21 protein-coding genes and 1 pseudogene are annotated in these 25,549 nt (G+C 41.0%); 20 read left to right on the top strand and 2 right to left on the bottom strand.

Annotation, left to right across the window (positions count from 1 at the left end; translation table 11 throughout):
- Position 1 precedes the first annotated feature (1 nt).
- From HQN90_RS07325 to HQN90_RS07300, 6 genes are all read left to right on the top strand, one after another.
- Positions 2–706, top strand: coding sequence for a response regulator transcription factor (locus tag HQN90_RS07325; protein WP_173217141.1), 705 nt, complete (start codon positions 2–4; stop codon positions 704–706).
- Complete coding sequence (locus HQN90_RS07320) at positions 703–2,529, top strand: sensor histidine kinase (RefSeq protein ID WP_173217140.1); 1,827 nt, start codon at positions 703–705, stop codon at positions 2,527–2,529. Before HQN90_RS07325 ends, HQN90_RS07320 begins: the two co-directional genes overlap by 4 nt.
- Positions 2,530–2,702: 173 nt before the next feature.
- Entirely contained in the window at positions 2,703–3,371 is a 669-nt protein-coding gene (locus HQN90_RS07315) for a GDSL-type esterase/lipase family protein (RefSeq protein WP_173217139.1), read from the top strand.
- Between the two features lie 26 nt (positions 3,372–3,397).
- A complete protein-coding gene (locus tag HQN90_RS07310) occupies positions 3,398–4,804 on the top strand; it encodes an MBOAT family protein (RefSeq protein WP_173217138.1) in 1,407 nt (468 codons plus the stop codon).
- 41 nt (positions 4,805–4,845) lie between these two features.
- Complete coding sequence (locus HQN90_RS07305) at positions 4,846–5,997, top strand: DHHW family protein (protein ID WP_173217422.1); 1,152 nt, start codon at positions 4,846–4,848, stop codon at positions 5,995–5,997.
- Positions 5,997–6,494, top strand: a complete 498-nt coding sequence (locus HQN90_RS07300) for a DUF4358 domain-containing protein (RefSeq protein WP_173217137.1) — start codon at positions 5,997–5,999, stop codon at positions 6,492–6,494. The genes HQN90_RS07305 and HQN90_RS07300 overlap by 1 nt, the downstream gene beginning before the upstream one ends.
- Positions 6,495–6,660: 166 nt before the next feature.
- On the opposite strand, the gene HQN90_RS07295 is transcribed toward HQN90_RS07300, so the two are convergent.
- Positions 6,661–8,466, bottom strand: coding sequence for an SgrR family transcriptional regulator (locus HQN90_RS07295; RefSeq protein ID WP_173217136.1), 1,806 nt, complete (start codon positions 8,464–8,466; stop codon positions 6,661–6,663).
- A 207-nt stretch (positions 8,467–8,673) separates the two neighbouring features.
- On the opposite strand from HQN90_RS07295, the gene HQN90_RS07290 reads away from it, so the two are divergent.
- From HQN90_RS07290 to HQN90_RS07275, 4 genes are all read left to right on the top strand, one after another.
- Positions 8,674–9,228 carry a helix-turn-helix domain-containing protein gene (locus tag HQN90_RS07290; protein ID WP_246362132.1) on the top strand — a complete coding sequence of 185 codons (555 nt, stop codon included), beginning with the start codon at positions 8,674–8,676 and terminating at the stop codon, positions 9,226–9,228.
- Positions 9,229–9,271: 43 nt separating this feature from the next.
- Entirely contained in the window at positions 9,272–9,913 is a 642-nt protein-coding gene (locus tag HQN90_RS07285) for an alanine--tRNA ligase-related protein (RefSeq protein ID WP_173217135.1), read from the top strand.
- A gap of 407 nt (positions 9,914–10,320) precedes the next feature.
- On the top strand, positions 10,321–12,450 hold the full coding sequence (locus tag HQN90_RS07280) for a glycoside hydrolase family 16 protein (protein ID WP_173217134.1): 2,130 nt from the start codon (positions 10,321–10,323) through the stop codon (positions 12,448–12,450).
- Positions 12,451–12,867: 417 nt separating this feature from the next.
- A complete protein-coding gene (locus HQN90_RS07275; RefSeq protein WP_173217133.1) occupies positions 12,868–13,263 on the top strand; it encodes a hypothetical protein in 396 nt (131 codons plus the stop codon).
- 13 nt (positions 13,264–13,276) lie between these two features.
- Here HQN90_RS07275 and HQN90_RS07270 read toward each other — a convergent pair whose 3' ends face one another.
- The gene (locus HQN90_RS07270) at positions 13,277–14,155 is read right to left on the bottom strand and encodes a LysR family transcriptional regulator (RefSeq protein WP_173217132.1); all 879 of its coding nucleotides are present in this window, start codon (positions 14,153–14,155) and stop codon (positions 13,277–13,279) included.
- 91 nt (positions 14,156–14,246) lie between these two features.
- Here HQN90_RS07270 and zwf point away from each other — a divergent pair, with 91 nt between their 5' ends.
- The 10 genes and pseudogenes from zwf (at position 14,247) to HQN90_RS07225 (ending at position 25,497) form a co-directional block, all read left to right on the top strand.
- Entirely contained in the window at positions 14,247–15,743 is a 1,497-nt protein-coding gene (gene zwf, locus HQN90_RS07265; protein WP_173217131.1) for a glucose-6-phosphate dehydrogenase, read from the top strand.
- Positions 15,727–17,721 (top strand): transketolase, encoded by a 1,995-nt coding sequence (gene tkt / locus HQN90_RS07260; RefSeq protein WP_246362131.1) that lies wholly within the window; start codon positions 15,727–15,729, stop codon positions 17,719–17,721. The genes zwf and tkt overlap by 17 nt, the downstream gene beginning before the upstream one ends.
- A gap of 52 nt (positions 17,722–17,773) precedes the next feature.
- The gene (gene fsa, locus HQN90_RS07255) at positions 17,774–18,442 is read left to right on the top strand and encodes a fructose-6-phosphate aldolase (protein WP_173217130.1); all 669 of its coding nucleotides are present in this window, start codon (positions 17,774–17,776) and stop codon (positions 18,440–18,442) included.
- A gap of 68 nt (positions 18,443–18,510) precedes the next feature.
- On the top strand, positions 18,511–19,932 hold the full coding sequence (gndA, locus tag HQN90_RS07250) for an NADP-dependent phosphogluconate dehydrogenase (RefSeq protein WP_173217129.1): 1,422 nt from the start codon (positions 18,511–18,513) through the stop codon (positions 19,930–19,932).
- A gap of 275 nt (positions 19,933–20,207) precedes the next feature.
- Positions 20,208–20,639 (top strand): annotated as a pseudogene (locus HQN90_RS39865) (LytS/YhcK type 5TM receptor domain-containing protein); the annotation flags it as partial.
- A 21-nt stretch (positions 20,640–20,660) separates the two neighbouring features.
- Positions 20,661–21,467: an ATP-binding protein gene (locus HQN90_RS38575; RefSeq protein ID WP_246362130.1), complete on the top strand. Its 807-nt coding sequence runs from the start codon at positions 20,661–20,663 to the stop codon at positions 21,465–21,467.
- A 26-nt stretch (positions 21,468–21,493) separates the two neighbouring features.
- On the top strand, positions 21,494–21,877 hold the full coding sequence (locus HQN90_RS07240) for a hypothetical protein (RefSeq protein WP_173217127.1): 384 nt from the start codon (positions 21,494–21,496) through the stop codon (positions 21,875–21,877).
- Positions 21,878–22,242: 365 nt separating this feature from the next.
- Positions 22,243–23,286 (top strand): NAD(P)/FAD-dependent oxidoreductase, encoded by a 1,044-nt coding sequence (locus tag HQN90_RS07235; RefSeq protein WP_173217126.1) that lies wholly within the window; start codon positions 22,243–22,245, stop codon positions 23,284–23,286.
- 375 nt (positions 23,287–23,661) lie between these two features.
- The gene (locus tag HQN90_RS07230) at positions 23,662–24,612 is read left to right on the top strand and encodes an ABC transporter permease (protein ID WP_173217125.1); all 951 of its coding nucleotides are present in this window, start codon (positions 23,662–23,664) and stop codon (positions 24,610–24,612) included.
- Between the two features lie 12 nt (positions 24,613–24,624).
- Positions 24,625–25,497 carry a carbohydrate ABC transporter permease gene (locus HQN90_RS07225; protein ID WP_411830189.1) on the top strand — a complete coding sequence of 291 codons (873 nt, stop codon included), beginning with the start codon at positions 24,625–24,627 and terminating at the stop codon, positions 25,495–25,497.
- Positions 25,498–25,549 lie beyond the last annotated feature (52 nt).

Below are 25,549 nucleotides of genomic sequence, written 5' to 3'. Positions count from 1 at the left end.
GATGCAAAAAACAATTTTGATCGTAGAAGACGAAGATATTTTGCGTGAAATCATTAAAGATTATTTTCTGAATGAAGGGTATCAGGTATTAGAAGCAGTAGATGGGAAAGAGGCATTAACGTTATTTCAAAAGCATGAAATTCATTTGATTATTCTTGATGTCATGCTGCCTGAATTGGATGGGTGGTCTGTATGTAGACGAATCCGGAAGTCATCCAATGTTCCAATCATTATGTTGACGGCGCGAGTAGATGAAGATGATACTTTGCTCGGATTTGAGTTAGGTGCAGATGATTATGTAACTAAACCATATCGGCCAGCTGTCTTATTAGCTAGAGCCAGAAGATTGATTGATAGCAGGAATCGGGAAAAGCGACTATCGGATGCTTCTTTATCGCAGTCAAATAGTGATACCTTAACTGCTTTTGGGATTCGGATGCACTTCCCTTCCCGTACGCTAACCATTGAGGGGGAGCAGGTCTATCTGACATATACGGAGTTCCAGATCTTAGCCTATCTCATGCAAAACAAAGGCAATGTGATTTCAAGAGATCAGATCATCACGAAAATTTGGGGTTATGAATACGAGGGAGATGATCGCACAGTCAACACCCATATCCGTAACCTAAGAAGTAAGCTTGGGAATAAATCCAAACTAATTACTACAATTGTCAGGACAGGCTATAAGTTCGAGGGTAATGCATGAGAATGAGCATTGTATCTAAATTATTTACGCTAACCACCCTGTTATGTTTATTTATATTAGCTACGATTTATCTTGGGCAAACGATTTTTTTCAAGGAATACTATGCTAACAGAAAAGTGAATGACCTTAAAGCCAATATCCAATCTTTTAAAGATGATTATTTAAAAAGTGGCGGGAATGTACTTGCAATTCAAAAGCTGGAGCAGGATTTTTATAGGCAAAATACTACATGGATTACGACATTAGATAGCCTAGGGAATTTAAAAAATGTGAATGATTTCTATGTGGAAGTCAAGATGGATGCAATTAAATCGAACAAGGAGTTATCTGGTAAGACGATGACCATTCCGCTCTACCATTTGATGAACATTAATGAGGTTATAACGAGCGTTCCAAGTTCAGCGAAACTCCTTTTGACCACCAAAGCACGTGTTTCTATTTCAGCATATAAGAAGGACCTGACGTTAATTCCTTATCTTGTACAATTGGTGGGAGAAGAAACCAATATGTATTGGGAGAATGAGAAAATTTCCAAAAAGATATACTGGCTTCAATCGGAAAATGAAAATTCAAACACAGTTAAATCCATATCTCCCGAGATATTACTTCACGGTATAATTACCAAAGTTCAATTCCCAAATGGAAGTGAATCCTCAAGTTTTATTTATACCAATAGCTTGTATATGGACAAATTGAAGGATTTTCAAGCTGCTTTACTATTCGATGATCCGAAATACAGCTATGATTCCTTGCAAATTCTTGATTTTACGCAAAACGAAGTGAAATACAAGCTGTTCATTGACCCGATTAAAGAAGAAGATGGTACATTTAGTTATATTTTTTCGATAGCCTCGCTGCAACCTGTTGATGAAGCCGTACAGATGCTCCAAGATTATTATGTGTACTTGATTGCTATAGTTATGTTTCTCATTATTCTTGCTGCTTTGTACTATTCTAGAAAGATTGCGAAACCCTTGCTGCAAATCAATAAGATGACTAAAAGGATTGCAAGCTTAGATTTTTCGGAAACAATTGAAATTCGATCCGATGATGAAATTGGTGACTTGTCTCAAAGTATCAATTCGCTTTCCCAAACTCTGCATTCCTATATCGAACAGTTGCAGAAGGACATTGAGAAAGAAAAGCAATTAGAACGCACACGAAGGGAATTTATTTCAGGGGTATCTCACGAGCTAAAGACGCCCCTTAGTGTTATGAAAAGTTGTATCTCGATTCTGAAAGATGGCGTTGCTGCACATAAAAAAGATCATTATTTCGAAGCGATGGACAAAGAAGTGGATAAAATGGATCTGTTGATTGTAGATATGCTTGAGTTGGCCAAGTTTGAATCAGGCACGTATACATTGAAGATGGATCCATTTAGCATCGATAAGCTCATTGAGGAAATTTGTGAAAAATTATCTGTGGAATTCAGCAGTAAACAACTTCATGTGCATATCGAGCTTGCAAACGTTGAAGTCATGGCAAATCAACATCGAATCGAGCAAGTTCTTACCAATTTTCTAACCAATGCGATACGCTATACACCAAAACAAGAACACATTTTCATTTCAATCACTGAAGAACAAGATCAAGTTAAGGTGTGTATTGAAAACAAGGGGGCTCACATTCCCGCATATCAGCTAGATAAAGTATGGGACCGCTTCTATCGTGGAGATACGTCACGCCACCGCATACAAGGCGGAACCGGATTAGGTCTTGCTATTTCCAAAAATATTTTGGAATTACATGGTGCGCCATACGGCGCGGCGAACACAGAAGACGGGGTTTTGTTTTTCTTCTATTTGATCAAAAAAGCCTAGGCACTTATTAACCACTTTTCGCGACGTGTTTTTAACATCGTCTTGGAAGGTGGTTTTTTTGCATAAACTTCATCTCATCTTTATTTCTACTTGGCTTTAACTTCATCTGCCTCAATTAAGATAACGCTTATAAGAGGAAGCACAACAACTTAAAAAAGAGAGGAAGATTTGAAATGTTTAAAAAGTATATTGTCATGCTGCTTATCGGTATTATCACTATATCCCTCGCAGCCTGCGGAAATCAAAAAGGCGAACAGGCCTCTGGGGCCAATGACCAACAATCTGCAAATGCCACGACAGAGGATAAATCGTATAAATCCATTTTTAAAACAAGTGTATTTATGGGAGATTCGATCACCGAAGGACTGTCCTTCCACGGGATTCTGGCTGACGCGAATGTGATGGGGAAAGCCGGTGCAACGGCTTTTATCGTCTTGGAGGGGGATGACGTTGATGTTCTGGCAAGCAAAAACCCGAAAAATGTATTTATTCATTTGGGGTCTGATGATATCTTATGGCCGACTGACAATCCCAAGGAATTTGCGCTGACGCAATACGCGATATTGATCGATAGAATCAAAGGGAAGCTGCCAAATGCCAACATTATGATAGTTTCGGTAACACCGGTTACAGCGGAGGCAGAGAAAGTAGAACCTCGTTATACAACTATCAATGATTATAATAAGGGACTGCAGGAACTAGCTGCAAAGAAACAAGTGAAATTCATTGATTTATCTCCGATATTTCAATCGAATCAAAACTTGCACGATAAGGATGGCATCCATTTCAAAGCAGAATATTACACGTGTTTATTAGACTTTTTGAAAGATCAAGTGAAATAGGCGTTTTGTTAGGAGGTAGTAGAACGGTGGTATTTAGTAGTCTTATCTTTCTTTTCTTGTTTCTGCCTCTGACGCTTCTTGTTTACTACGTCTCACCTAATGTTCTTCGGAACTTTATCCTGCTCGTCGTAAGCTTGGTGTTCTATGCATGGGGTGAACCGCTATATATACTCATCATGATCTTTTCTACGGGTTTCGACTTTATGAACGGTTTGCTGATTGAGAAGTATAGAAGTCATATGCGGATTGCTCAAGCGATATTGATCAATTCCTTGGTCGTTAGCATAGGGATACTTTGTTTCTTCAAATACTATGGGTTTGTCGTAGATAATATCAATCAACTATTCCACTTGAATATTCATGTAACAGCTCTTCCGCTTCCAATAGGAATATCCTTTTATACCTTTCAGACGATGTCTTACATTGTAGATGTCTATCGGGATAAAATACCTGCACAGAAGAATATGATCTCTTTTGGTTCCTATGTCACGATGTTCCCACAGCTTGTTGCGGGTCCGATCGTGAAATATGGCGATATTTCCAAGCAGTTGAATGAAAGGAAAGTGACTTTGAATCAGTTTGGGGAAGGTGCTGAATTATTCATTAGAGGGCTTGCCAAAAAAGTACTGCTTGCTAATAATATTGGACTGCTTTGGACGAGTGTGAAAGCAACGCCGATGGACGATCTTACGGTACTTTCAGCATGGCTCGGCATCTTGGCCTTTACCTTCCAAATATATTTTGACTTTAGTGGATATTCAGATATGGCACGGGGGCTGGGTAAGATGTTCGGGTTTACTTTCATGGAGAACTTCAATTATCCCTATATATCCAAAAGCGTAACGGAGTTCTGGCGCAGATGGCACATCTCACTGGGCACCTGGTTTCGTGAGTATGTCTACATCCCGCTTGGGGGTAATCGAGCAGGGAAGCGGCAGCATTTCCGAAATCTGTTCGTAGTATGGCTGCTGACCGGTTTATGGCACGGGGCAAGCTGGAATTTCGTTCTATGGGGCTTATACTTTGGTTTATTTGTAAAGATTGAAAAGCTGTTTTTACTAAAATGGCTTACGCATAGACCTAACTTTGTAGGACATCTCTATACAATGACGATCGTGATTGTCGGATGGGTGCTCTTTGAATTCGAACAGCTTTCTGTAGCGATGGAATTCATTGGAACGATGTTTGGTTTCGGCGCGCATGAATTTGTGAATCGCCAGGCTTTGTATTATTTATCGACGAATATCGTATTGTTGATGGTTTTGGCCATTTGCGCAACACCGCTTCCCATAAGAGCTTTTCATTACCTCAAAGGCAAGTTGAACATGTCAGGTGTTATCGTGGCTCAGGCGGTTTATTTCAGTTTATTGATTCTTTCAACAGCGTACTTGGTCAATGAAACCTACAACCCGTTCTTATATTTTAGATTTTAATCGTATGGCTGCTGCGGTTGCCCTTAGAATGAGGTGATTTTCTGCATAGGTATGATAAATTAAATAATTACTTGATGGCCCTATTACTCTTGTTGTTTATAACATTTATACTTGTGCTCAATTTATTCAAGTCGAATAACATATTTTCAGATTCGGAGAATCGGAACTTGGAGCAGCTGCCGGTATTCTCATTTCAAAGCCTTGTCTCTGGGAAATTCACTTCTAATTATGAGAAGTACATATCTGACCAATTCATGGCAAGAGATTTATGGATTGGAGTGAAATCAGATGCGGATCGGGTCCTCGGGAAAAAGGAAAGCAACGGAGTTTACTTGAGTAAGGACGGATTCCTGATCCAGAAATTTAGTCCGCCTGCAGCGGAGGACTTGAAAGAAAAGGTAAGGGCGATCAATTCCTTCGACAAAGCCACACCTGCACTACGAAAATTTGTGATGCTCGTGCCAACGGCTGTGCGCGTATTGGACAATAAGCTCCCTGATTATGTCGCGGACAACGATGAATTGATGTATACCGATAAAGTAAAAAAATCTCTCCGCGGGGACATTGGATTTCTTAATCTATATCCTACGTTAAGTTCCAAGAAAGAAGAGTATATATTCTACCGAACAGATCACCATTGGACCTCAAGAGGTGCTTATTATGGATATCTGGCGTTGAGTGAGCAAATGGGCTTTACACCTAAGGAAGAGGCGTATTTCAACATTGCGAAGGTGACGGAGGATTTCTACGGTTCGCTCTATTCCAAAAGCGGATTCAAACACTTACATCCGGATAGCATCGAACTTTTTACACCGAAGGAGAAGGCAGCTTACAAAGTTGAGTATGTCGATGGGCATCAAAACACGGATTCGGATTCTCTCTACGAGATGGATAATATCCGCAAAAAAGATAAATATACCGTCTTTTTAAATGGAAATCATCCGCTCGTAAATATAACAACGGGCAATCCTGGGGGCAGGAAGCTGCTCGTTGTCAAGGATTCTTATGCCAACTGCTTCATTCCCTTTTTAGCACCGCATTTTAGTGAAATCTATGTTGTAGACCTTAGATTTTATGAAAAGAGTTTGAATACGCTCATATTTGACAATCAGATTAATGACATGCTGCTTCTATATAATGTAACTACGTTTTTTGAAGACCCATCGATTAAGAATATAAGTGAGGGGATCTAATGATAAAGCAATTTGGTAAATTCAAACAAAAATGGTTTATGGGGATATTCGTCTATATCCTTGTCTTCAGTGCTTTGGCAGCATGTTCTGGCAAGGAAGAAGGAGAGAGCAATCTTTCAGCCCGCGAAGTGGGAAAATATATTAAACAGGCCGTCAAGCTGGATAACTTGAAAGAAGAAGATGCTCATAAACTGGATAAGCTGTATCAAATCAAATCTGAGGATATAGAAAGTTTTATTCTTTATACAGCTGTAACCAATATGAAAGCCGATGAACTGACTATCATTAAAGTGAAGGATGCAAATCAACTGGAGAGCATCCAAGGGAAAATATTGAAAAGAATAGAAGCGCAAGAAGTCAAATTTAAAGATTATCGTCCGGATGAATATTTTCTCGTTGAGAAGCATGTCTTAAAAGCGAAAGGGAACTATATTTTTTTCGCAGTATCTGCGGAAGCCGAGCACATGGAAAACGCGTTTGATGAAGCGTTCAAGTAACGATAAGGGTCGGTAGGTGATTTTTTTATTATGCGGAAGTACAGGTACAGAGGCGTGGGTAACTAACAAGGAACGATAGCGAAGAAGCTGCTTTGAAGCAGCTCTTCACTTTAATGAAAAAACAGTGGGGCGTTTAACGCGATAGTTGAAGCGGAGTATCTTTTGATCATTTTTCCAGCCAAATTTGTTGAAAGTCAATCCAGCCATTAGAGTTGAATGAAGCGCCTCTAACCGAAGGATGCATATAAGTATTCAGCCGCCGATGATGCAGGAAAATGATATGGCACTCTTCTCTGAGCCGTGTCTCGATATCGCGCATATGGCTTCTACGAGCTTGAACGCTGTCTGAGCCAAGAGCCAAGTCAATCTTGGCAAGAATCCAGCATTTGAGTGAAGGATTCAGATAAGTACTGGAGATGCATTCCTCATGTTCATACATGTCGATCTCGCAGACTTCATCTTCGGCTAGAATGATCCCCGAAATAGTAAGATCTGCGCTAGATATGATATTAGGATCTACAATTTGTGTCCAATTCGCCAAAAACAGCTCGACAGTAATGCCAAAGCTAGTCATGCGCGTTGCGATCCATCTTCCATCTCGTTCATACTTTTCGTGTACGACAAGTCGAAGCTCGGTCCCGTCGTAGCCGGATTGAGACAGTGCATGATAGATTTCCGGATCGGTTGCAGTTTTGCGCTCATATTGCAAGCTGTCTTCAGGGCGTAAAGAATAAGCAGGCAGCACACGTTCTCCACCTAGTTCGGCTTGCATAGCCACTGGATCGAGCAAGAGATTTACGGCTTTGCGAAAGTTCTCGTTCTGTGCCCATCCCTCTTTATTCCCGTTCCATGTCATCATCGTGCAGCCGTTGCACAACCGGACGAGAGATTGCCATTTCTCTTCTGGATTCTCTTCCTGCTCCGATTCATCGTCATCATGAGTTTGCATCACGGAAGGCAAGCCAATTGTAGACACCTGTTGGCAATCTTCCGGCATGATGATGATATCCACGTCATCTAAGTAAGGTCTTCCCGCATAAAAGGAGGTATTGGCAGCCAATTCGATGCGATGTGGAGAAAAAGAGAGCAGTTGGAAAGGTCCTGTGCCCGTCGGTAGTCGCCAATAGTCTTCTTCACTGTGTCCATTCAAATCCAGAGGTAAGATGGAAGAAGCGGATGAGCATAAGAAACGGTCAAAAATCCGATTCGGTTGCGAGAGTACAAAACGCACAGTACGCGGTCCTAAAGCTTCCACAACCGAAAGGCTTCTCATCATCCAGCGGTTTGGCATGTTGGGAGAGCGAAGCCGTTCGAAAGTATAGACTACATCCTGAGAGGTCAATTCACGACCTGTATGGAACAAGACACCTTTGCGCAAATGGAAAGTCCATTCCGTTGCCTGCGAATCTGTGTCCCACGCATGAGCAATGCCAGGAACTATCCGATCTACTGTCTCGTCATACGTGACGAGCCGATCAAAGATTTGCTGAATGATGTGTGAGTCGAAGGCATAGTTCACTTTAGCAGGATCGAGCGTTTGGACGCTACGGTAGACGGGAAAACGAAGCGTATCGCATTCGGTAAGACCTCTCACCGTTTCCTTCTGATAGCCGAATCTCCCTTTCAGCCATTCTATGAACTTGATCTTGGCTTCTGTTCCTTCACCGTAACTGCTGAGCACATCGAACGATGTGCGGTAATCACCTTCATCTGCTTTGGACGTAGCCAGATTGAGCAAGAAGTTTTCTTTATGCACCTTGAAAATTATGTGTGATCGATTACCGCGACCGCGGCCCGGCAGCCAATTTATGAGACACTCTTCCTCTAATTTCTTCAACACAAGTTTCACGTTCCTTGACGTGCAGAATAGCGCATTTGCCAACTCTTCCAGAGTTGCCTCCACAGGTTCGCCATGCGAGTTTCCACCGCCAAAACGGTCATATAAAGTCAGATAGCGTTCAGCTAACAGCATACCGATCCCCCCTTTGGCTGCTAAAAATTCAGAGAATCATAGTAGATTATTGAAGTATAACATTTTAGGATAGCTGAGACTATGGCACAATTTCTATCTTACAAAATGAGAATTAGTGGGATCGCTTTAGCGTAACTACAGTCCTATTCGACTTGTTTTGTATATTGTTATTTTTGTATAATATACTAAACGGAAGGGGGTCATTTCTTGGATGCTATTCACATCAGGATAGGGCACAACTTGCAACGTGTGAGAAAGCAAAGACAGTTAAGTTTAGATAAAGTGGCAGATTTAACTGGGGTTAGCAAAGGTATGCTGCATCAAATCGAGCGAGGGGACACACAGCCAACAGTAACCACCGTTTGGAAAATTGCTACGGGACTTCATATTTCTTTTTCAGCCCTAATTAAATACGACGAATCTACAATAGCCATCGTTAATCCCAAAGAAGTACCAGATATAACGGAGGATAACGGGAACTGTCTAGTCTATTTATTATTTCCATTCAATCCGCAAACTCAAATTGAAATTTTCACAATTGTATTAAAACCTAAAGGAAATTATGTTTCCACACCCCACAACGAGGGTGTCCAAGAGTACATTACTGTTGTTAAAGGGGAATTTAAAATCAGAGTTAGGGATGACGAGTACACCTTGCCTACAGGAGGTGCTATACAGTTTGAAGGAAACGTTACACACAAATATATGAATGACACAGATGAGGATGTCACCCTACAAGTTGTTATGCATTATCCAGAATAGTAAAACGGATATGTAATTCATGATGTGATAAGGAAGTGCTGATATGGTTGAAAAAGTATTTTGGACAAACCCATATGCAACAGAACTAGATACTCGCATAGCCAGTGTAAATGGCAATGACATTACAGTGGAACGAACCATCTTTTATGCTTTCTCTGGAGGACAAGAAAGTGATACAGGATTGATTGGTGGGTATTCCGTACATCAAGCAAAAAAAGATGGTCATGAAATCATTTATACAATAGAAGAAGGGCATGACTTAAACGTTGGTGATCAAGTGACGATGAGCGTAGATTGGGATCGTCGTTACAGACTTATGAGACTACACTTTGCAGCGGAGGTTGTATTAGAATTAGCTTATAAACATTTGAAAGGTATCGAGAAAACAGGCGCTCATATCGCTCAAGATAAAGCCCGAATAGATTTTGTATGGCACGAGAATATTTCAAAATCATTCCCTTTGATCGAGAAAGAATCCCGTGAGATCATTGAGGCAAACCTCGACATCATTAGTGCCTTCAGTGACGAAGGAAATGGAAGAAGATATTGGGAAATTGAAGGATTTTCAAAGGTTCCCTGCGGTGGAACTCACTTGAAGAATACAGGCGAAGTTGGAGAAATTAAGTTGAAGCGTAATAACATTGGGAGAGGGAAAGAAAGAATCGAAATCTATGTAAGTGAGTAAAGCAATTATTTCTTGTTAAACTCTAACGAGGAACTATAGTTTCATAAAGATAGACAAACAAAGCAGGCGCCACGGCAGCCTGCTTTGTTCATTGAGGTAACAGGTATTATAGTTCTAGGAATACTTCTGTAGTGTTAATGCTCCTGGAACAGTTTGCATCCATTGGGATGGACGACTCGCTGAAATTACTAAAGATCTCGGAGGCGACAATCTCCTGAAATTACGAACTATTCTTCGAAGAAATGAAACTCGTTGTTTCAAAAAAAAGGTTATTCTAAATGTAAACCCTTACAAAATATGAGTACATTAAATCATTAGTAGGGTGATAAAACAGCCGCTGAAGGTAGAGAGGTGTGAGATCCACGCGAAAGGTATTGCCATTCAATTTTGACAAGGAGGAATATATAATGAAATTATTGCCTAAATGGTTTAAACCGAAACGAATGATGCTTCCTGCCTTGCTATTGGCCACTGCGGCAGTTCCTGCATTGTCACCGACTCCGGCTTCTGCGGATGTTCCGAACCCGAACGGCGGCTATACGTTATATTATGCCGATGAATTTACTGAAAACGCTATCAACGAAAATGACTGGATGTATCGCGATGCCGGTCCGTATAGTAAGGGCTATAACAAGAAAGAAAATGTGAGGGAATCAGAAGGGGTGCTGCACATTGATATGAAGAAGGAGCAGATTAACAGCCAGTGGTACTACACGGGCGGCGGCATCGTCACGAAAAAAGTGTTTGGTTACGGTTATTACGAGACGAAAGCCAAACTCTTCAATGCCACAACAGGTCTGCATCCGGCTTTTTGGAGTATGGGACTAAGTAACCATTTAACCAGCAACAACATTACGGCATTGTCTGCAGAAATTGCCGCAGGCAATTTGCCATATTACAATCAAGTCACCGAGATCGACGGATTTGAAGCCAATTCGGCAGATCCTACTTTAAATATTGGTACTGTCACTCATATTCCAGGGTTCGCGGGGCCGCGCAAAGGCTTTAACGTTCAAACACCTGATAGCTGGCATGTGTATGGATATGATTGGAGTCCAACGGCTATCAAATTTTATGTAGACGGTACGCTTGTTCACATGATTGATCTGGCAACGACGCCGCAGCCGTTTTCTCCAGCTAATTTCTGGTTGACGGCCTTGGTTGGCGATATTGTTGCGGATGACAGTAAGCTCCCTGGGGATACGCAATTCGACTATTTTCGTTATTATACGAAGAATTATTCCGGGGCCAATATGATTGGTAATGCAGCAATGGAGTATACGCCAAAAGATACGACGAGAGGTTATACGGATCAAGATACGCCAAGTTGGATTGAGACAGGCGACAAGACGGCCAGCTTTATGACGACACAGGATGCGCATAGTGGTGTACGATCTTTGAAGCATGCGAGTTCGAGCAGTTATCAGGTGACGACTAAGCAGAATCTAAACGGAATCGCCAATGGGACTTATCAGTTAAGCGCTTGGGTGAAGAGCTCCGGTGGCCAAGCACAGGCTAGAATGAGCGTGTCGAATGATGGAGGAACAGAGCAATATGTCGATATCCCCGCAGCGTCTATATGGACGCAGGTTACGTTAGATAACGTTCAGGTCACCAATGGCCAAGCCACTGTTGCCTTTACATCGAATGCGGATTCAACACAATGGTTGTTTGTCGATGACGTCAGCTTTAGCGATGTCTTAACACCGCCAGAAAAAGAATTCGTACACGAGGCTGAGATCTTACCAACAACTGTATCTACTGGGGATACGCAAGCGAATTATAAGGATTCCATAACAGGTGCTTCGTTTAATGGCTTAGCATCGAACGGCATCGGGGATTTTGTTGAATATACGGTCAATGTACCTCAACCGGGAACCTATACGGTGTATGCACGCAATCGCGTTGCCCCAAGTAAAGGAATGTATCAACTATCCGTTAATGGTACGAATTTGGGCTCGACAGTAGATCAGTACGCAACGACTGCCGGGTTTACAGAGAGTAAAATTGGTACAGTAACGTTTGGCACGACTGGCAGCCAAGCATTCCGTTTTACAGTAACAGGTAAGAATGCAGCATCTAGCAGTTATGCCTTAGCGTATGATTCTATTAAGCTAGTTAAAAACGATTATGAATTTGAATCGGTTCCTGTTTCCGTATCTACTGGGGATTCGCAGTCGAATTATACCGATACGGCTGCCGGAGTAACGTTTAATAATCTAACATCGAATGCAATTGGTGACTATGTTGACTATACCCTCAATGTACTTCAACCGGGAACGTATACGGTGTACGTGGGTAGTCGCGTAGCTGCCAATAAAGGGATTTATCAATTATCCGTTAATGGTACAAATCTAGGTTCTCCAATAGATCAATATGCGGCCGCATCGGGTTATGCAGGGCGCAGCTTGGGTACAGTGACATTTAGTGCGGCAGGCAATCATACGTTCCGTTTTACGGTGGCAGGTAAAAATGCCGCATCTAGCAGATACGATCTGGGATTTGACAATATATCATTAGTGAAAAATAAGAAATAGCTGAATTTCTATAACTTAAGAATGGCTAGTAAATCATTCTTAAAACAATACAGACCTGCCGACACATTAAACAGTTTCATTACGTTAAACGGTAGGGTGAGAATGTAATAACAAATTAACCTAACAAAAATCGTACACCTAAGGTGTACGATTTTTGTTTTTTCAACATCAACACTTATTAGTTATGCTCAATCGGTCAAAGGTGGAAGCAGTGATTCTCAGCCAACAAGTGGTAACCAGAACATTATCCCATTCACCCGGTCTATGGCTATTGTGAAATATATTAATTACTTGTATACATTAGATTCGTACTATAGTGGAATTACGAAAAGAAAGCATTTTTTACGGAATGGTAAGCCTTCAATCATCTATAGCAGTTTCCATATCCGTTTATCTATGTGAGAGGAGAGAGTAAATATGATGCACTTTTATTTTTCAGATAAAGCTCATATTTTTTGGGATGATGTGATTGAAGCCGCTGTGATTCGTTGGAATTCTTTAGCACAGGAAGATGAGTTTCGCGTGCCTCTTAATAAACTAATTGAACTTGCAGTTATAAAAAAGGCAAGAAAAGTCTTGATTGATAAAAGTCATAGCATAGTTTTGACAGAAGACGCTAATTGGTTGTCCGTAGAGTGGCTGCCAAAACTCCTAAATGCGGGAATTCAATACACAGCTACTGTTAGTTCAGAGAATACGATTACTAAAGTCGATATGAGGCAAGCTATCGGAAAAAATACAACTGAATTAAGCTATCATGATTTTGAAGATATTCACAATGCAGTTGGTTGGTTGTCAGGAATATCTGCGTGATGTGAGATTCCGTTTATTGAACCATTTCAATAAATTTGTTGACTGCGTTGGAAATCGGCATGTTGCGCATAATCATAATCCCTACATGTGATGGTGGTATCGGCACGTCTAATTGAATCTCGAAGAGCGTACCTTCTTCCAGTTCTTTTGACACGAATTCTCTGGTCACATAAGAAATTCCGAGTCCTTTACGCGCTAACTCAATGAGAAGATCCACACTTCCAACCTCGATTTCGGGTTTGAGTTGATGACCATAACTTTGAAATAATTCTGTAATGGCCATTCGTGCCCGACTATTTCGTGAGAATAGGATGAGCGGATATTGAAGTAACATATCAAGGGTTAGAACCACATTTTGAAGCTCGGAATACAGACTTCCCGCAACAAAGCAATCCTGGAGTTGGAAACTTTCCCTTACTTCGAGTTGGGGATCTGCAATCGGCATACGAACGACACCTAAATCAATTTCCCCTTCTTTTAAAAGAGCAATGATTTCTGGTGTTGTTCCATGATTAAGATGAAGTCGGATGCTGGGATACTGCTTATGAAAGTCTTCCAAGTATTGTAGAATGTAATGCTTAAACAATGAATCGCTTCCGCCGATCCGAAGTTCGCCACTGTCTAGATTTTTAAGCGCGGCCATTTGCTTTTCAGCTAGTGATATTAAGATTTGGGACTTCTCTATGTAGGAATATAGAACTTCACCTTCTTGAGTAAGCATTACACCTTTGGAATTACGGTAAAACAATGTCATCCCAAAGCTGTCTTCCAGCTGTTTAATGGCGTGGCTAACGCTCGGTTGGGTGAGGTACAAGACTTTAGCAGCCTGTGTTAAGCTACCAGTCTTTGCAGCCCAATAGAAGACTTTATACAATTCGTAATTATTGTTCATAAAATGGGTGCTAGCTCCTAGATTGATTTAATGGACATATGAACCATTATAGTAGAGCTGCTACAAAGAAACCAGTAAAGGAGTGAGTAAATTGGAGCCAGCAACTTTTGTTTTGTTTGGAGCTACAGGTGATTTAGCCAAAAGAAAGATTTACCCAGCCTTATTTCAATTGTTCGTCGATCAGAAACTACCTTCATCCTTTTCCTTGATTGGTCTTGGAAGAAGAGAACTATCTCATGAAACATTTCAGTCAAATGTAGAGCAATCCCTTATTACTTTTTCCCGAAGTGAAGTGAAAGATGCTGATGTAGTAAAAAAATTCTTGCGAGCATTCCGTTATCATGTTCTTGATGTTGATCGCAAAGAAGATTACACGAAGCTGCTGCGGCTGGTTGAAGAGCGGGAGGAAGAGCTTAACATAACGCCGAATCGCATGTTTTATTTGTCTGTTGGACCTGAATTCTTTGAAACAATTGCAACAAATATTCATGAAAGCGGGCTTGGTTCAGTAGATGGCTGGAAGCGTCTGGTGATCGAGAAGCCTTTTGGCCACGACTTGGAATCGGCAAGACAATTGAATCATACGCTGAACCAAGCATTTGATGAACCTGAAATTTATCGAATTGATCATTACTTAGGCAAACCTATGGTTCAGCGAATGGGACAACTTCTACACTCTGCTCTTTGGGAGCAAGCTGATCTAAGGACACGAAGTATTACTAATATACAAATTTCTGCAAACGAAACATTGGGCGTAGAAGAACGGGCCGGCTACTACGATCATGCAGGCGCCATCCGCGATATGTTCCAGAATCATATGCTCCAATTGTTAATGATGTTAACGATCGAGCTGCCGAATCGAAGTTCGGTAGATGAGGTTGGGAAGCTTAAAAGAAAGATCATGAAGTCGTTAATGTCATTAAATAAAATGGATATTACGCAACATGTGGTTCGTGGACAATATGGTGCAGGGGAGATCAAAGGGGAGCAAGTTGTCGGCTATACAGATGAACTGGGAATCGCCGTCGACTCTCAAAATGATACTTTCATTGCAGCCAAACTACGAGTCGATGATCCGTTCTGGAAGGACACTCCCATCTACATTCGTACGGGTAAGCGGCTGAAAGAGAAAGTTACCAGAATCGTTATCGAGTATAAATCTAAGGGTCCTCTAAAGGATCTGTTGATCGTAGAGATTGGTCCCAACGAAGGCATTTTCTTTCAAAGAAGCCAATCGGATAAGGAGCGTTCAGATGTCGAAATGCCCGTTCGAAGCCAACTAAGCTTCATGAAAGAAAGTGTTAAAGACGCCTATGAAACTCTCATCCATGATGCGTTACTTGGTGATAAAACCTATTTCGCCCATTGGGATGAAGTGGAATTGTCGTGGGAATGGGTACAACCTATCTTATACGCTTATCAAGATAATCTTATACCGCTTCATATCTACCCAGCAGGATCGTACGGACCTCATGAAGCCGATGAATTGCTTGCGAGAGACGGCTTTCATTGGTGGTTCGATTTCAAAAATGTATCGAATAACGATTCAACCAAAGGAGATATCCATACTTATGAATACAACACTTGATCAAAAATCCGTGAATACGATTCGTACTTTATCCATTGATGCTATTAATAGGGCGAATTCGGGACATCCTGGACTGCCGATGGGGGCTGCCCCCATGGCCTACGCATTATGGGCCAAACATTTGAAGCATAATCCATTCCACGCCAAATGGTTTAATCGGGATCGATTCGTTTTGTCCGCGGGACACGGTTCTGCGCTTCTTTATAGTTTGCTGCATTTATCGGGATATAAGGTGTCGATGGATGATCTTAAACAATTTCGCAAACTTGAAAGTAAAACGCCAGGCCACCCGGAATATGGACATACAGATGGCGTTGACGCAACGACGGGTCCTTTAGGACAAGGAATTGCGATGGCTGTAGGGATGGCAATGGCTGAAGCTCATTTGGCTGCGAAATTTAACAAAGAAACATTCCCGGTCGTTGATCATTATACGTATGCACTTGTTGGAGACGGCTGCCTGATGGAAGGCATCTCGTACGAGGCAATGTCGATGGCTGGACATATGAAGTTGGATAAATTAATCGTTTTGTATGATTCCAATGATATTTCCTTAGACGGAGCGTTGAACGTATCCTATTCAGATCATGCAAAGTTGCGAGCAGAGTCTGCCAATTGGCAATACTTGAGAGTTGAAGATGGCAATGACATTGTTGAAATCACGAAAGCGATCGATTTAGCAAAGCAAGATACCACACGTCCTACCTTAATCGAAATAAGGACGGTTATTGGTTATGGAAGTCCCAAGGTTGCAGGAACGAATAAAGCTCATGGTAACCCACTTGGGTTGGAAGAAGCTAAAGCGACTAAGGAATTCTATGGTTGGACGCATGATGAATTCACCGTACCTGAGGAAGTACAAGCTCACTTTGAGAATTTGAAACGTCTCGGACAAGCCAAGGAAACAGAATGGAATCAACTGTTAGTTTCCTATAAAACGATATATCCAGAGCTTGGCCTTGAACTTGAAAATGCCATAAATGGGAAGGTTCTGATCGAAAATACCGATATTCTGACATTCGATGATTCGAAAGCCATTTCCACTCGTGTAGCCAGTGGGAACGCGATCAATCATTTCATGAAACGCGTGCCTTCTTTATTCGGAGGAAGCGCCGATTTATCGCATTCGACAATGACAGATATCATTGGAGAAAAAACTTTCGGCGTCGAATCCTATGAAGGACGAAATGTGTATTTCGGCGTACGTGAGCATGCGATGGGTGCAGCTGGCAACGGCATGGCCTTGCACGGAGGCGTTATTCCTTTTGTAAGTACCTTCTTCGTCTTTAGCGATTATCTGCGACCATCCATTCGCTTGGCTGCCTTGCAGAAACTGCCGGTTATTTATGTATTCACGCATGATTCGATTGCGGTCGGCGAAGACGGCCCGACACATGAGCCTGTCGAGCACTTGGCTGCACTAAGGACGATTCCCGGCCTAACCGTTATTAGGCCGGGCGACGCCAACGAGACGGCGAGCGCTTGGGCTTATGCTCTGCAGAACAAAAATGGGCCGGTAGCTCTTGTGCTAAGTAGACAAAACCTCCCCGTTTACAGTGCGACGAAAGCAAATTTAGAGGAGGTAACAAAGGGCGCATATATCTTAACGGAAACCGATGCTCATCCGGATCTCATTATCATCGGAACTGGTTCGGAAGTTTCCCTGGCTGTGAATGCGAAACACGAGTTAGAGAAGGATCATGTTTCTGTCAGAGTCGTAGCCATGCCTAGTATGGAACTTTTTGAGCGCCAGCCAGCCTCGTACAAGGAAACCGTTCTTCCTGCTTCCGTTACCAAACGAGTATCTATTGAAGCGGGTATTTCAATGGGTTGGGAACGTTATGTAGGTCCGCAAGGACAAGTGATCGCTATCAACACTTTTGGTGCCTCGGGGTCAGGCCCTGAAGTTATGGCATATTTCGGATTCTCCGTAGAGAATGTCGTTCGGCTATCGAAGAATCTACTCGGAATTTCGTAAAAAACAATCTGGATTGTCATTAATTAAACTAAATTTATGGAGGTAATTAAAAATGAAACTTTTCATCGACAGCGCAAATGTAGCGGATATCAAAAAAGCATACAAAGTGGGTGTTCTGTCTGGCGTAACGACGAATCCATCCTTGGTGGCCAAAGAAGGCGTGAAATTCGAGGATCGAATCGAAGAAATTCTAAAATTAGTGCCTAAAGTCGAATCCGTTTCTGCTGAAGTTACGCCGGATGCCATAACGGCTGAGGAAATGATTGCCCAAGCGGAAGAGCTTATCAAGATTAACAATTACGATAAAAACATTACGATTAAATTGCCAATGACTTTGGATGGTTTAGAAGCTTGCCGTTATTTAGCCGATAAAGGTATCAAAACGAACGTGACTTTGATCTTTACCGTAAATCAGGCCTTATTGGCTGCTCGAGCAGGCGCTACCTATGTTTCTCCGTTCTTAGGTCGTCTCGATGACATATCGGAAGACGGCGTACAATTAGTCGTCAAAATCGCGGAGCTATTCCGAATCCACAACTTAGATGCTCAAATCATCGCCGCGTCTGTGCGTCATCCTGATCATGTGACACGCGTAGCCATGGCTGGAGCACATATCGCAACGGTCCCTTTCAGCATCATTGAACAAATTTCCAAACATCCGTTGACGGATCAAGGGCTTGAGAAGTTCGCAGCTGATTGGAAAAAAGCAGTAAAAAGCTGAATGGTATTAAGATCACATATACGTACGGCGAAATATCAGCCGGGTATCGATGACAGGGAGGCAGTAAAATGAAAAAACAGCAAATTGGCGTAGTCGGCTTGGCCGTCATGGGTAAAAACTTAGCCTTGAATATTGAAAGCAAAGGGTTCTCGGTGGCTTTATATAATCGTTCACCAGAGAAAACAAATGAACTAGTGGCGGAAGCGCAAGGAAAGAACCTTATCGGAACATATAGTGTTGAAGAATTTGTCCAATCACTTGAGACGCCTCGTAAAATATTAATCATGGTAAAAGCGGGAAAACCGACAGACGATACCATTGATCAGCTTGTGCCTTACCTCAGTCAAGGGGATATTCTCATCGATGGTGGAAATGCCTTTTTCCCTGATACACAAAGAAGAAATAAAGACCTGCAAGCCCAAGGATTCCGCTTTATCGGCGCTGGTGTTTCGGGGGGAGAAGAGGGAGCCCTTAATGGCCCTGCAATTATGCCTGGAGGGCAAAAAGACGCGTATGAACGGGTCGAGCCAATCTTAACTGCCATTTCGGCCAAAGTAAACGGCGATCCTTGTTCGACCTATATTGGAGAAGATGGCGCAGGCCATTATGTCAAAATGGTACACAACGGCATCGAATACGGTGATATGCAGCTCATTGGCGAAGCGTATCATTTACTGAAAGATGTACTCCATTTAAATACTGGTGAACTGCATGAGATTTTCACCGAATGGAACAATGGTGAGTTGGATAGTTATTTGATCGAAATCACGGCTGACATTTTCTCGAAGACAGATCCGGATACAGGCAAACCAATGGTGGATGTCATTCTCGATTCGGCGGGACAAAAAGGAACCGGAAAATGGACAAGTCAAAGTGCATTGGATTTGGGCGTTCCTTTATCCATTATTACTGAATCCGTGTTCGCGCGTTTTATCTCAGCTATGAAAGAAGAACGTGTAGCCGCTAGCAAGCGACTGAGTGGTCCAGTGGTATCAAGCTTTGACGGAGAACCTAAGGAATTCATCGAAGCCGTTCGCAAAGCTTTGTACGCCAGTAAAATTGCTTCCTATGCGCAAGGCTTTGCGCAAATGAGAGCTGCTTCCGATGAATACAATTGGAATTTAAACTATGGCAGCATTGCGATGATTTTCCGAGGAGGCTGTATTATCCGTGCAAGATTTCTACAAAATATTAAAGACGCTTACGATCGGAACCCAGCTCTGAAAAACCTGTTGTTAGACGAATATTTTGGTAAAATTGTTGCAAACTATCAGGATGCTTGGAGAAAAGTAGTTGCGATTGCCGTAACGAGAGGGATACCGGTTCCTGGATTCGCTTCCGCTTTAGCTTATTACGACAGCTATCGTACAGAGCGATTGCCGGCTAATTTGCTACAAGCACAAAGAGATTATTTTGGAGCGCATACGTTCGAGCGAGTTGATAAAGAGGGAAGTTTTCATTTTCAATGGATGGCAAATAACGAAGAATAGATTCAAGGTTTAAAACACAGCTAGACCAATTTTCAGGCCATTGATGGTTCTGGAAATTGGTCTGTTTTCTAATAACTTCTAAATTCAACTTGCTGCGGTTTGTCGACTAATTTGTTGAAGTGATCAAGTCCCCACATCCAAACCGTTCCATCTTTCTTTAATTTTTCTAGTAATCCCCAAAAAAGCAAGATTAAAATTTCAACAATCACGAAAAAGTCACTTGGCTATTTGCTAAGTGACCTTTTTCATGCATAATCAAGATTGAATAACTATGTATGGGAGGGCTTATGTTAGATTACATACTCTTAAACTTTCTATTTATTTTGGTAGGTGCCCTTTCATACTTTGCTTTTGGATTATATAAGAATAAGCATTTCAAATTAATTATCGGTGCGTTTTCCAGTATATCTGTAGTATGTTGCATGTCTTTTCCTTTTACGGTTTTCCCAGGATATATTTATGATTTAAGGATAGTTCCTTTTCTTGTAGCACTTATCTACGGGGGTTATCGTTCAGGGGTGCTCGTGACCATTATTTTGCTCCTTTATCGGTTCTATCTCGGGGGTAGTGGGTTTGTAGTAACCGCCTTATCTTATATTCCTATATTCATTATTGTCCTTATATTTCTGAAGCTCCGAAAAAAAATAACAGGAAAACAAAATATTGTAATGGGCGTGTTGTTTTCACTATTGTCAGCATTGTCTGTCTCCATATGGAGCGCCATTCATTTGCATAAAGATATGGTTCACCATGAGGTTTTCTTTGCTTATTACTGTGTTCTTCTTATGATTTGTTCTTGGATCACTTTCTTTTTCATTGAAACGATGCGAGACAACATACATATGCGGGATGAGATATACCGGTCTGAAAAACTTAGCGTATTAGGTGAACTTGCCGCAACTATCGCTCATGAAATTCGAAATCCGATTACTGTATCCAAAGGTTTTCTTCAATTATTAAAGTCCCGGACGCAAAATGAAACGGATCTTAAGTACTCTATTCTAGCGCTAGAAGAGATCGATCGGGCGGAAGCCATTATTTCCGAATACCTCATGTATGCCAAGCCTCAAGCTGAAAAGGTAGAAAAAATTGATGTTAAAGCTCATTTGAGCAACGTAATAAGCATTACCGAACCTTATATTACGTCAAAAGGGCATATTGTGGATAGCCAGTTGGACGATTTGTATGTGTATGCAGATTCGAAAAAGTTAACTCAGGTCATGATCAATTTAATTAAAAATGCGGCCGAAGCGATAGAGAAAAACGGAGAAATAACGATTCATGCCTTTGCTCAAAATAACCATGCCGTTATTGAAATTATGGACACTGGAATCGGAATGAATGAGGAGCAGCTTCTGCGATTAGGGTATCCATTTTATTCGACGAAGTCAAAAGGAACGGGGCTCGGACTTATGGTCAGTTACCGAATTATTGAAGCTTTGGGTGGAACGATTCGTGTTCAGAGCAAACAGGGGATAGGTACTAAATTCAGCATCCTCATTCCTATGTGCATGGATGTAGATGTGAAACAATAAGACTGTAAGGTGGGGGGAATCAAAAGGTGAAAAAATTAGAATCGGAGGAAGTGAGGAGAGTGCAGGTCTTTGATACACGTCAAATTAATAATTTATTGACGGGGAATGGCCTAGCTTGTGAAGTTGAGGCTGGCTCTGAATTGAATCGTGCTTTCGTAAAAGTACAAGTTATAAATAAACAGAAATACTTAAATAAGATAGAGCCTAACTCGGCTAGATTTTATTTGAGAAAATATGAGGTACCTTCAAAATATATAGATAATGATTGGGATGTTTCCGATGACGAACTATTTAACTCTGTTCATGAAGTAGACATTGTCGGAATCAAAAATCTTGAGAAACAACTCGCTAAGTATTTAGATAATTTCGGAATATTAGTTAATGAATGGAAATGTGACAATCCGTTATAAACCGAAAACAACGTATGAAATGCAGTTATGGATTTATCTAAATTTGATGATTTAGCATGACATCCACTCCTAAAAAAGGATCTTACAGTTTAATTATCGTATATATACTTCTTACAATCAATACCTCTATTACCACGTTTTTTCCTTGCAGGTCAGGGAGAGGTTGAGAAATTGGATAGTAATGATTAGTTATAAGCATTTTTTCTTGCTGATAGATTAGAGCAATATGTTACAGTATTTAAATAGTGAACTCAGGTCATTCATGTTAAATGATAGCATATGGGAACGGGAGTGGAAGTCAGAGTTGATATCACGAACTCTGCGGAAGGTAGTTAGTAAGCACTGGTTGACAAGAGGAGGCGTGCATGATCAGGAAACAAAAAATAGTAGTGATTGGTGCAGGGATTGTTGGTGCATCAATGGCATATAACTTATCAAAGCGGAATCAGGATGTTACTGTGATCGAGTGCAATTCAACAGCAGCATGTGAAGTTACTGAAAAATCTTTCGCTTGGATTCATCCTTCAGGTCGAGTTTCAAAAAAATTTCGACATCTATACGATGCAACATTAGCCGAATATCATGCATTAGAAAAAGATCTGCCTGATTTAAAGATAAATTGGAACGGAGCACTGACATGGGGAGTTCCTGAAAATGTGGAGAAATCTCATATACAAAAACTGAATCGGAAACAAATCATAGAATTAGAACCTAATTTAAAGGAATATCCAGAAGAGGCTAGCTTTGCTTATGGAGAAGGCGCAGTAGATCCTGCATTAACAACAAAGCTTTTGTTAAAAAAAGCAGAAGAATATGGAGCGAATATACTTTACAATACAAAAGTTACGCAAATCAAAAAAGAGAGTTCTAAGGTTGTTGGTGTTTACACCTCAATTGGTTTTATAGAATCAGATATTATTGTATTAGCTACTGGTGCAGATTTACCTGAGCTCTGTAAACCATTAGGCTTCGATGTTCCTGTTGCTCCTTCGCCTTCAATCATAATTCGCATGAAATCAAAAGAAAAGTTAATTCATACTTTAATTTCTAATTCAAAATTTGAAGCAAGACAACTAACAAATGATATTATACTAGCTGCGGAAGATTATATAGATGAGTCTGAAGAAAACGGCCCAGAAACAATCGGAAAAAGAGCATTTGAAGCCCTTCGCCACCAATTAATTGGAGGTGAGAATTTGGAGTTGGAAAGTATTCAGGTAGGAATGAGACCTATGCCAGAAGACGGTTACCCTATTGTTGGATTTCATGAACAGATAGAAGGTCTATATCTTTCAGTTATGCATGCAGCCATTACGCTTGCTCCTATTGTTAGCCGCTTGGCTGCAAATGAGATTATAGACGGCGTGAAGATGAATGAATTGGAATGTTGCCGATTATCTAGATTCTAAGAGTCATCGTCGAAGACAAGACTTCAGTGCCCGATCCCTGAGAAGCGACCTTGATGTGTGGATTCGACAGCCGAGTGGTATTTTGAAAACATCGCCAGAAATGGGCGGTGTTTTTTTTGAATTTAGTCGAAAATTTTTGCCGTATCTGCGGAGGCCCAGTAAATGGAAAGCGCGTTTGATGAAGCGTTCAAGTAACGAATAAGGATTTCCTAAGTTTTAAATATAAATTTATTACAAAAATAATTTATAAAATTACATTTTAATAAAAATTCATGAGCGTATAATCCTTTACATGAGATCTCATTATAAGATTTTTGCTCAAATTATTTCGTAGGAGGTTATTTTGTTAAAAATAGTAGGAGAGGGACGATACAAATGAAAGCGGTTTTAGAAAACTATAGAGAGAATATCAAAATAAAGAAAAAGAACAGTATGCTACACAGCTTAAAAAGAGATTCACTCTTATATCTACTCTTACTATTGCCAATGGCATATATCCTCATATTTCGATATGCACCCATTTATGGCGTATTGATGGCCTTTCAGGATTATAACATTTTTGAGGGAATTAGCGGCAGTGAGTGGGTTGGGCTTGATGTCTTCAAATTCATTTTCGAACAAAATAGTTTTTACCGTGCGCTTACCAATACGCTTGTGTTGAACCTTCTGGATTTGGTAGCGGGGTTCCCTGCACCCATCATCTTGGCTATATTGTTGAGTGAAATCCGGTATGTCCGATTTAAAAAAGTGACCCAAACCATTCTATATTTACCGCACTTCTTATCCTGGATCATTATTGGCGGTATGGTATATCTGCTATTTTCATCAGGTGGGATGGCGAATACGGTCTTATCTAGCATCGGGATTGGCAAAATTGAGTTTCTTTCTCAAAAAACAAATTGGTTGATCATGTATATAGCTATTGGGATATGGCAAAGCGTTGGATGGGGTACCATTATCTATTTGGCTTCCATCATTGGTATTAATAAGGAATTATATGAGGCGGCAGATATCGATGGATGCAGCAGGCTTCGTAAAATATGGCACATTACTTTGCCTGGGATTAAGCCTACGATTATTATTTTGCTTATTTTACAAATCGGCAGGATGCTCTCAATCGGGTTTGATCGGCCATTCGTGATGGGGAATTCACTGGTAAGTGAGTACTCAGATGTCATCAGTACATATGTGTATCGGATTGGAATTGGATCTGGCGATTTTTCGCAGGCAACAGCTGTTGGACTGTTTCAATCGGTTGTAGGGTTAATCTTTTTGGTGGCAGCCAATTACATTGCCAAAAGAATTGGTGAGCAGGGAATCTGGTAAGGAGTGAGTTTGTTGAGTAGAAAAAAAAGAGTCAATTTCACGGATATAAGTATTGTTTTATTCATAACAGCTGTATCAATTACTTGTTTAATTCCATTTTTGTATATGATATCGCTTTCTTTTAGCTCGAATGAGGCAATTATTTCTCAGAAGGTCACACTTTGGCCGGTAGGCTTCACCCTGGAAACATACAAAACGATTCTAAGCGATGTTGAAATGATTTATACACTTGGGTACACGATTGTGCTGACCATTGTCTATACACTAGTTTGTATGTTTTTAACTATTTGTGCAGCATATCCACTTACCAAGCAAAGGTTAAAGGGAAGAAGCTTTATTTTAACAGTTCTGGTATTCACCATGTATTTTAGTGGAGGTTTAATACCTAGCTATATGCTTGTCAAAAATCTGGATTTGATGAATTCGATGTGGAGCTTAATTTTGCCAGGCGCTATGAGTGTTTTCAATTTAATCATTCTAAAAACCTTTTTTGCATCACTTCCAGAAAGCTTGGAAGAATCGGCCTCAATTGACGGTTGTAATGAACTTGGGATCCTCGTACGAATTGTTCTTCCGTTATCTTTGCCTTCTATAGCAACGTTAAGCCTCTTTTACGCGGTGGACAGATGGAACGGTTTTCAGGATGCGCTTTTTTATATCACAAATAAGAATCTGTATCCGATGCAATTAAAGCTGTACCAAATCATCACTGCGAACCAACAGCTAGATGCTCAGCAAGGCGAAGGCAGTATTGGGGCTTATATTGTTCCTGAGTCATTGAAAGCAGCAAGTGTTATGTTTGCAACCGTTCCAATCTTAGTTGTTTACCCGAAACTTCAAAAATATTTTGTGGATGGCGTCATGACGGGGGCAATTAAGGGATAATAGGGCAGATTGAAGGGTGGTGGTTTTTGAACCAATTAGGTAGGATGGATAG

The sequence above is a fragment of the Paenibacillus alba genome (genome assembly GCF_013204855.1).
Lineage (GTDB): Bacteria > Bacillota > Bacilli > Paenibacillales > NBRC-103111 > Paenibacillus_E > Paenibacillus_E alba.
This window is presented reverse-complemented; position numbering and strand designations above follow the sequence as displayed.

Bases quoted from the DNA above. Each gene is read 5' to 3' on its own strand.
- HQN90_RS07300 (WP_173217137.1), top strand. From the start codon at position 5,997: ATGATAAAGCAATTTGGTAAATTCAAACAAAAATGGTTTATGGGGATA.
- HQN90_RS07325 (WP_173217141.1), top strand. From the start codon at position 2: ATGCAAAAAACAATTTTGATCGTAGAAGACGAAGATATTTTGCGTGAA.
- gndA (WP_173217129.1), top strand. From the start codon at position 18,511: ATGAAAAAACAGCAAATTGGCGTAGTCGGCTTGGCCGTCATGGGTAAA.
- tkt (WP_246362131.1), top strand. From the start codon at position 15,727: ATGAATACAACACTTGATCAAAAATCCGTGAATACGATTCGTACTTTA.
- HQN90_RS07270 (WP_173217132.1), bottom strand. From the start codon at position 14,155: ATGAACAATAATTACGAATTGTATAAAGTCTTCTATTGGGCTGCAAAG.
- HQN90_RS07285 (WP_173217135.1), top strand. From the start codon at position 9,272: ATGGTTGAAAAAGTATTTTGGACAAACCCATATGCAACAGAACTAGAT.
- HQN90_RS07235 (WP_173217126.1), top strand. From the start codon at position 22,243: ATGATCAGGAAACAAAAAATAGTAGTGATTGGTGCAGGGATTGTTGGT.
- HQN90_RS07280 (WP_173217134.1), top strand. From the start codon at position 10,321: ATGAAATTATTGCCTAAATGGTTTAAACCGAAACGAATGATGCTTCCT.
- HQN90_RS07320 (WP_173217140.1), top strand. From the start codon at position 703: ATGAGAATGAGCATTGTATCTAAATTATTTACGCTAACCACCCTGTTA.
- HQN90_RS07275 (WP_173217133.1), top strand. From the start codon at position 12,868: ATGATGCACTTTTATTTTTCAGATAAAGCTCATATTTTTTGGGATGAT.
- HQN90_RS07230 (WP_173217125.1), top strand. From the start codon at position 23,662: ATGAAAGCGGTTTTAGAAAACTATAGAGAGAATATCAAAATAAAGAAA.
- HQN90_RS07315 (WP_173217139.1), top strand. From the start codon at position 2,703: ATGTTTAAAAAGTATATTGTCATGCTGCTTATCGGTATTATCACTATA.
- HQN90_RS07295 (WP_173217136.1), bottom strand. From the start codon at position 8,466: ATGCTGTTAGCTGAACGCTATCTGACTTTATATGACCGTTTTGGCGGT.
- fsa (WP_173217130.1), top strand. From the start codon at position 17,774: ATGAAACTTTTCATCGACAGCGCAAATGTAGCGGATATCAAAAAAGCA.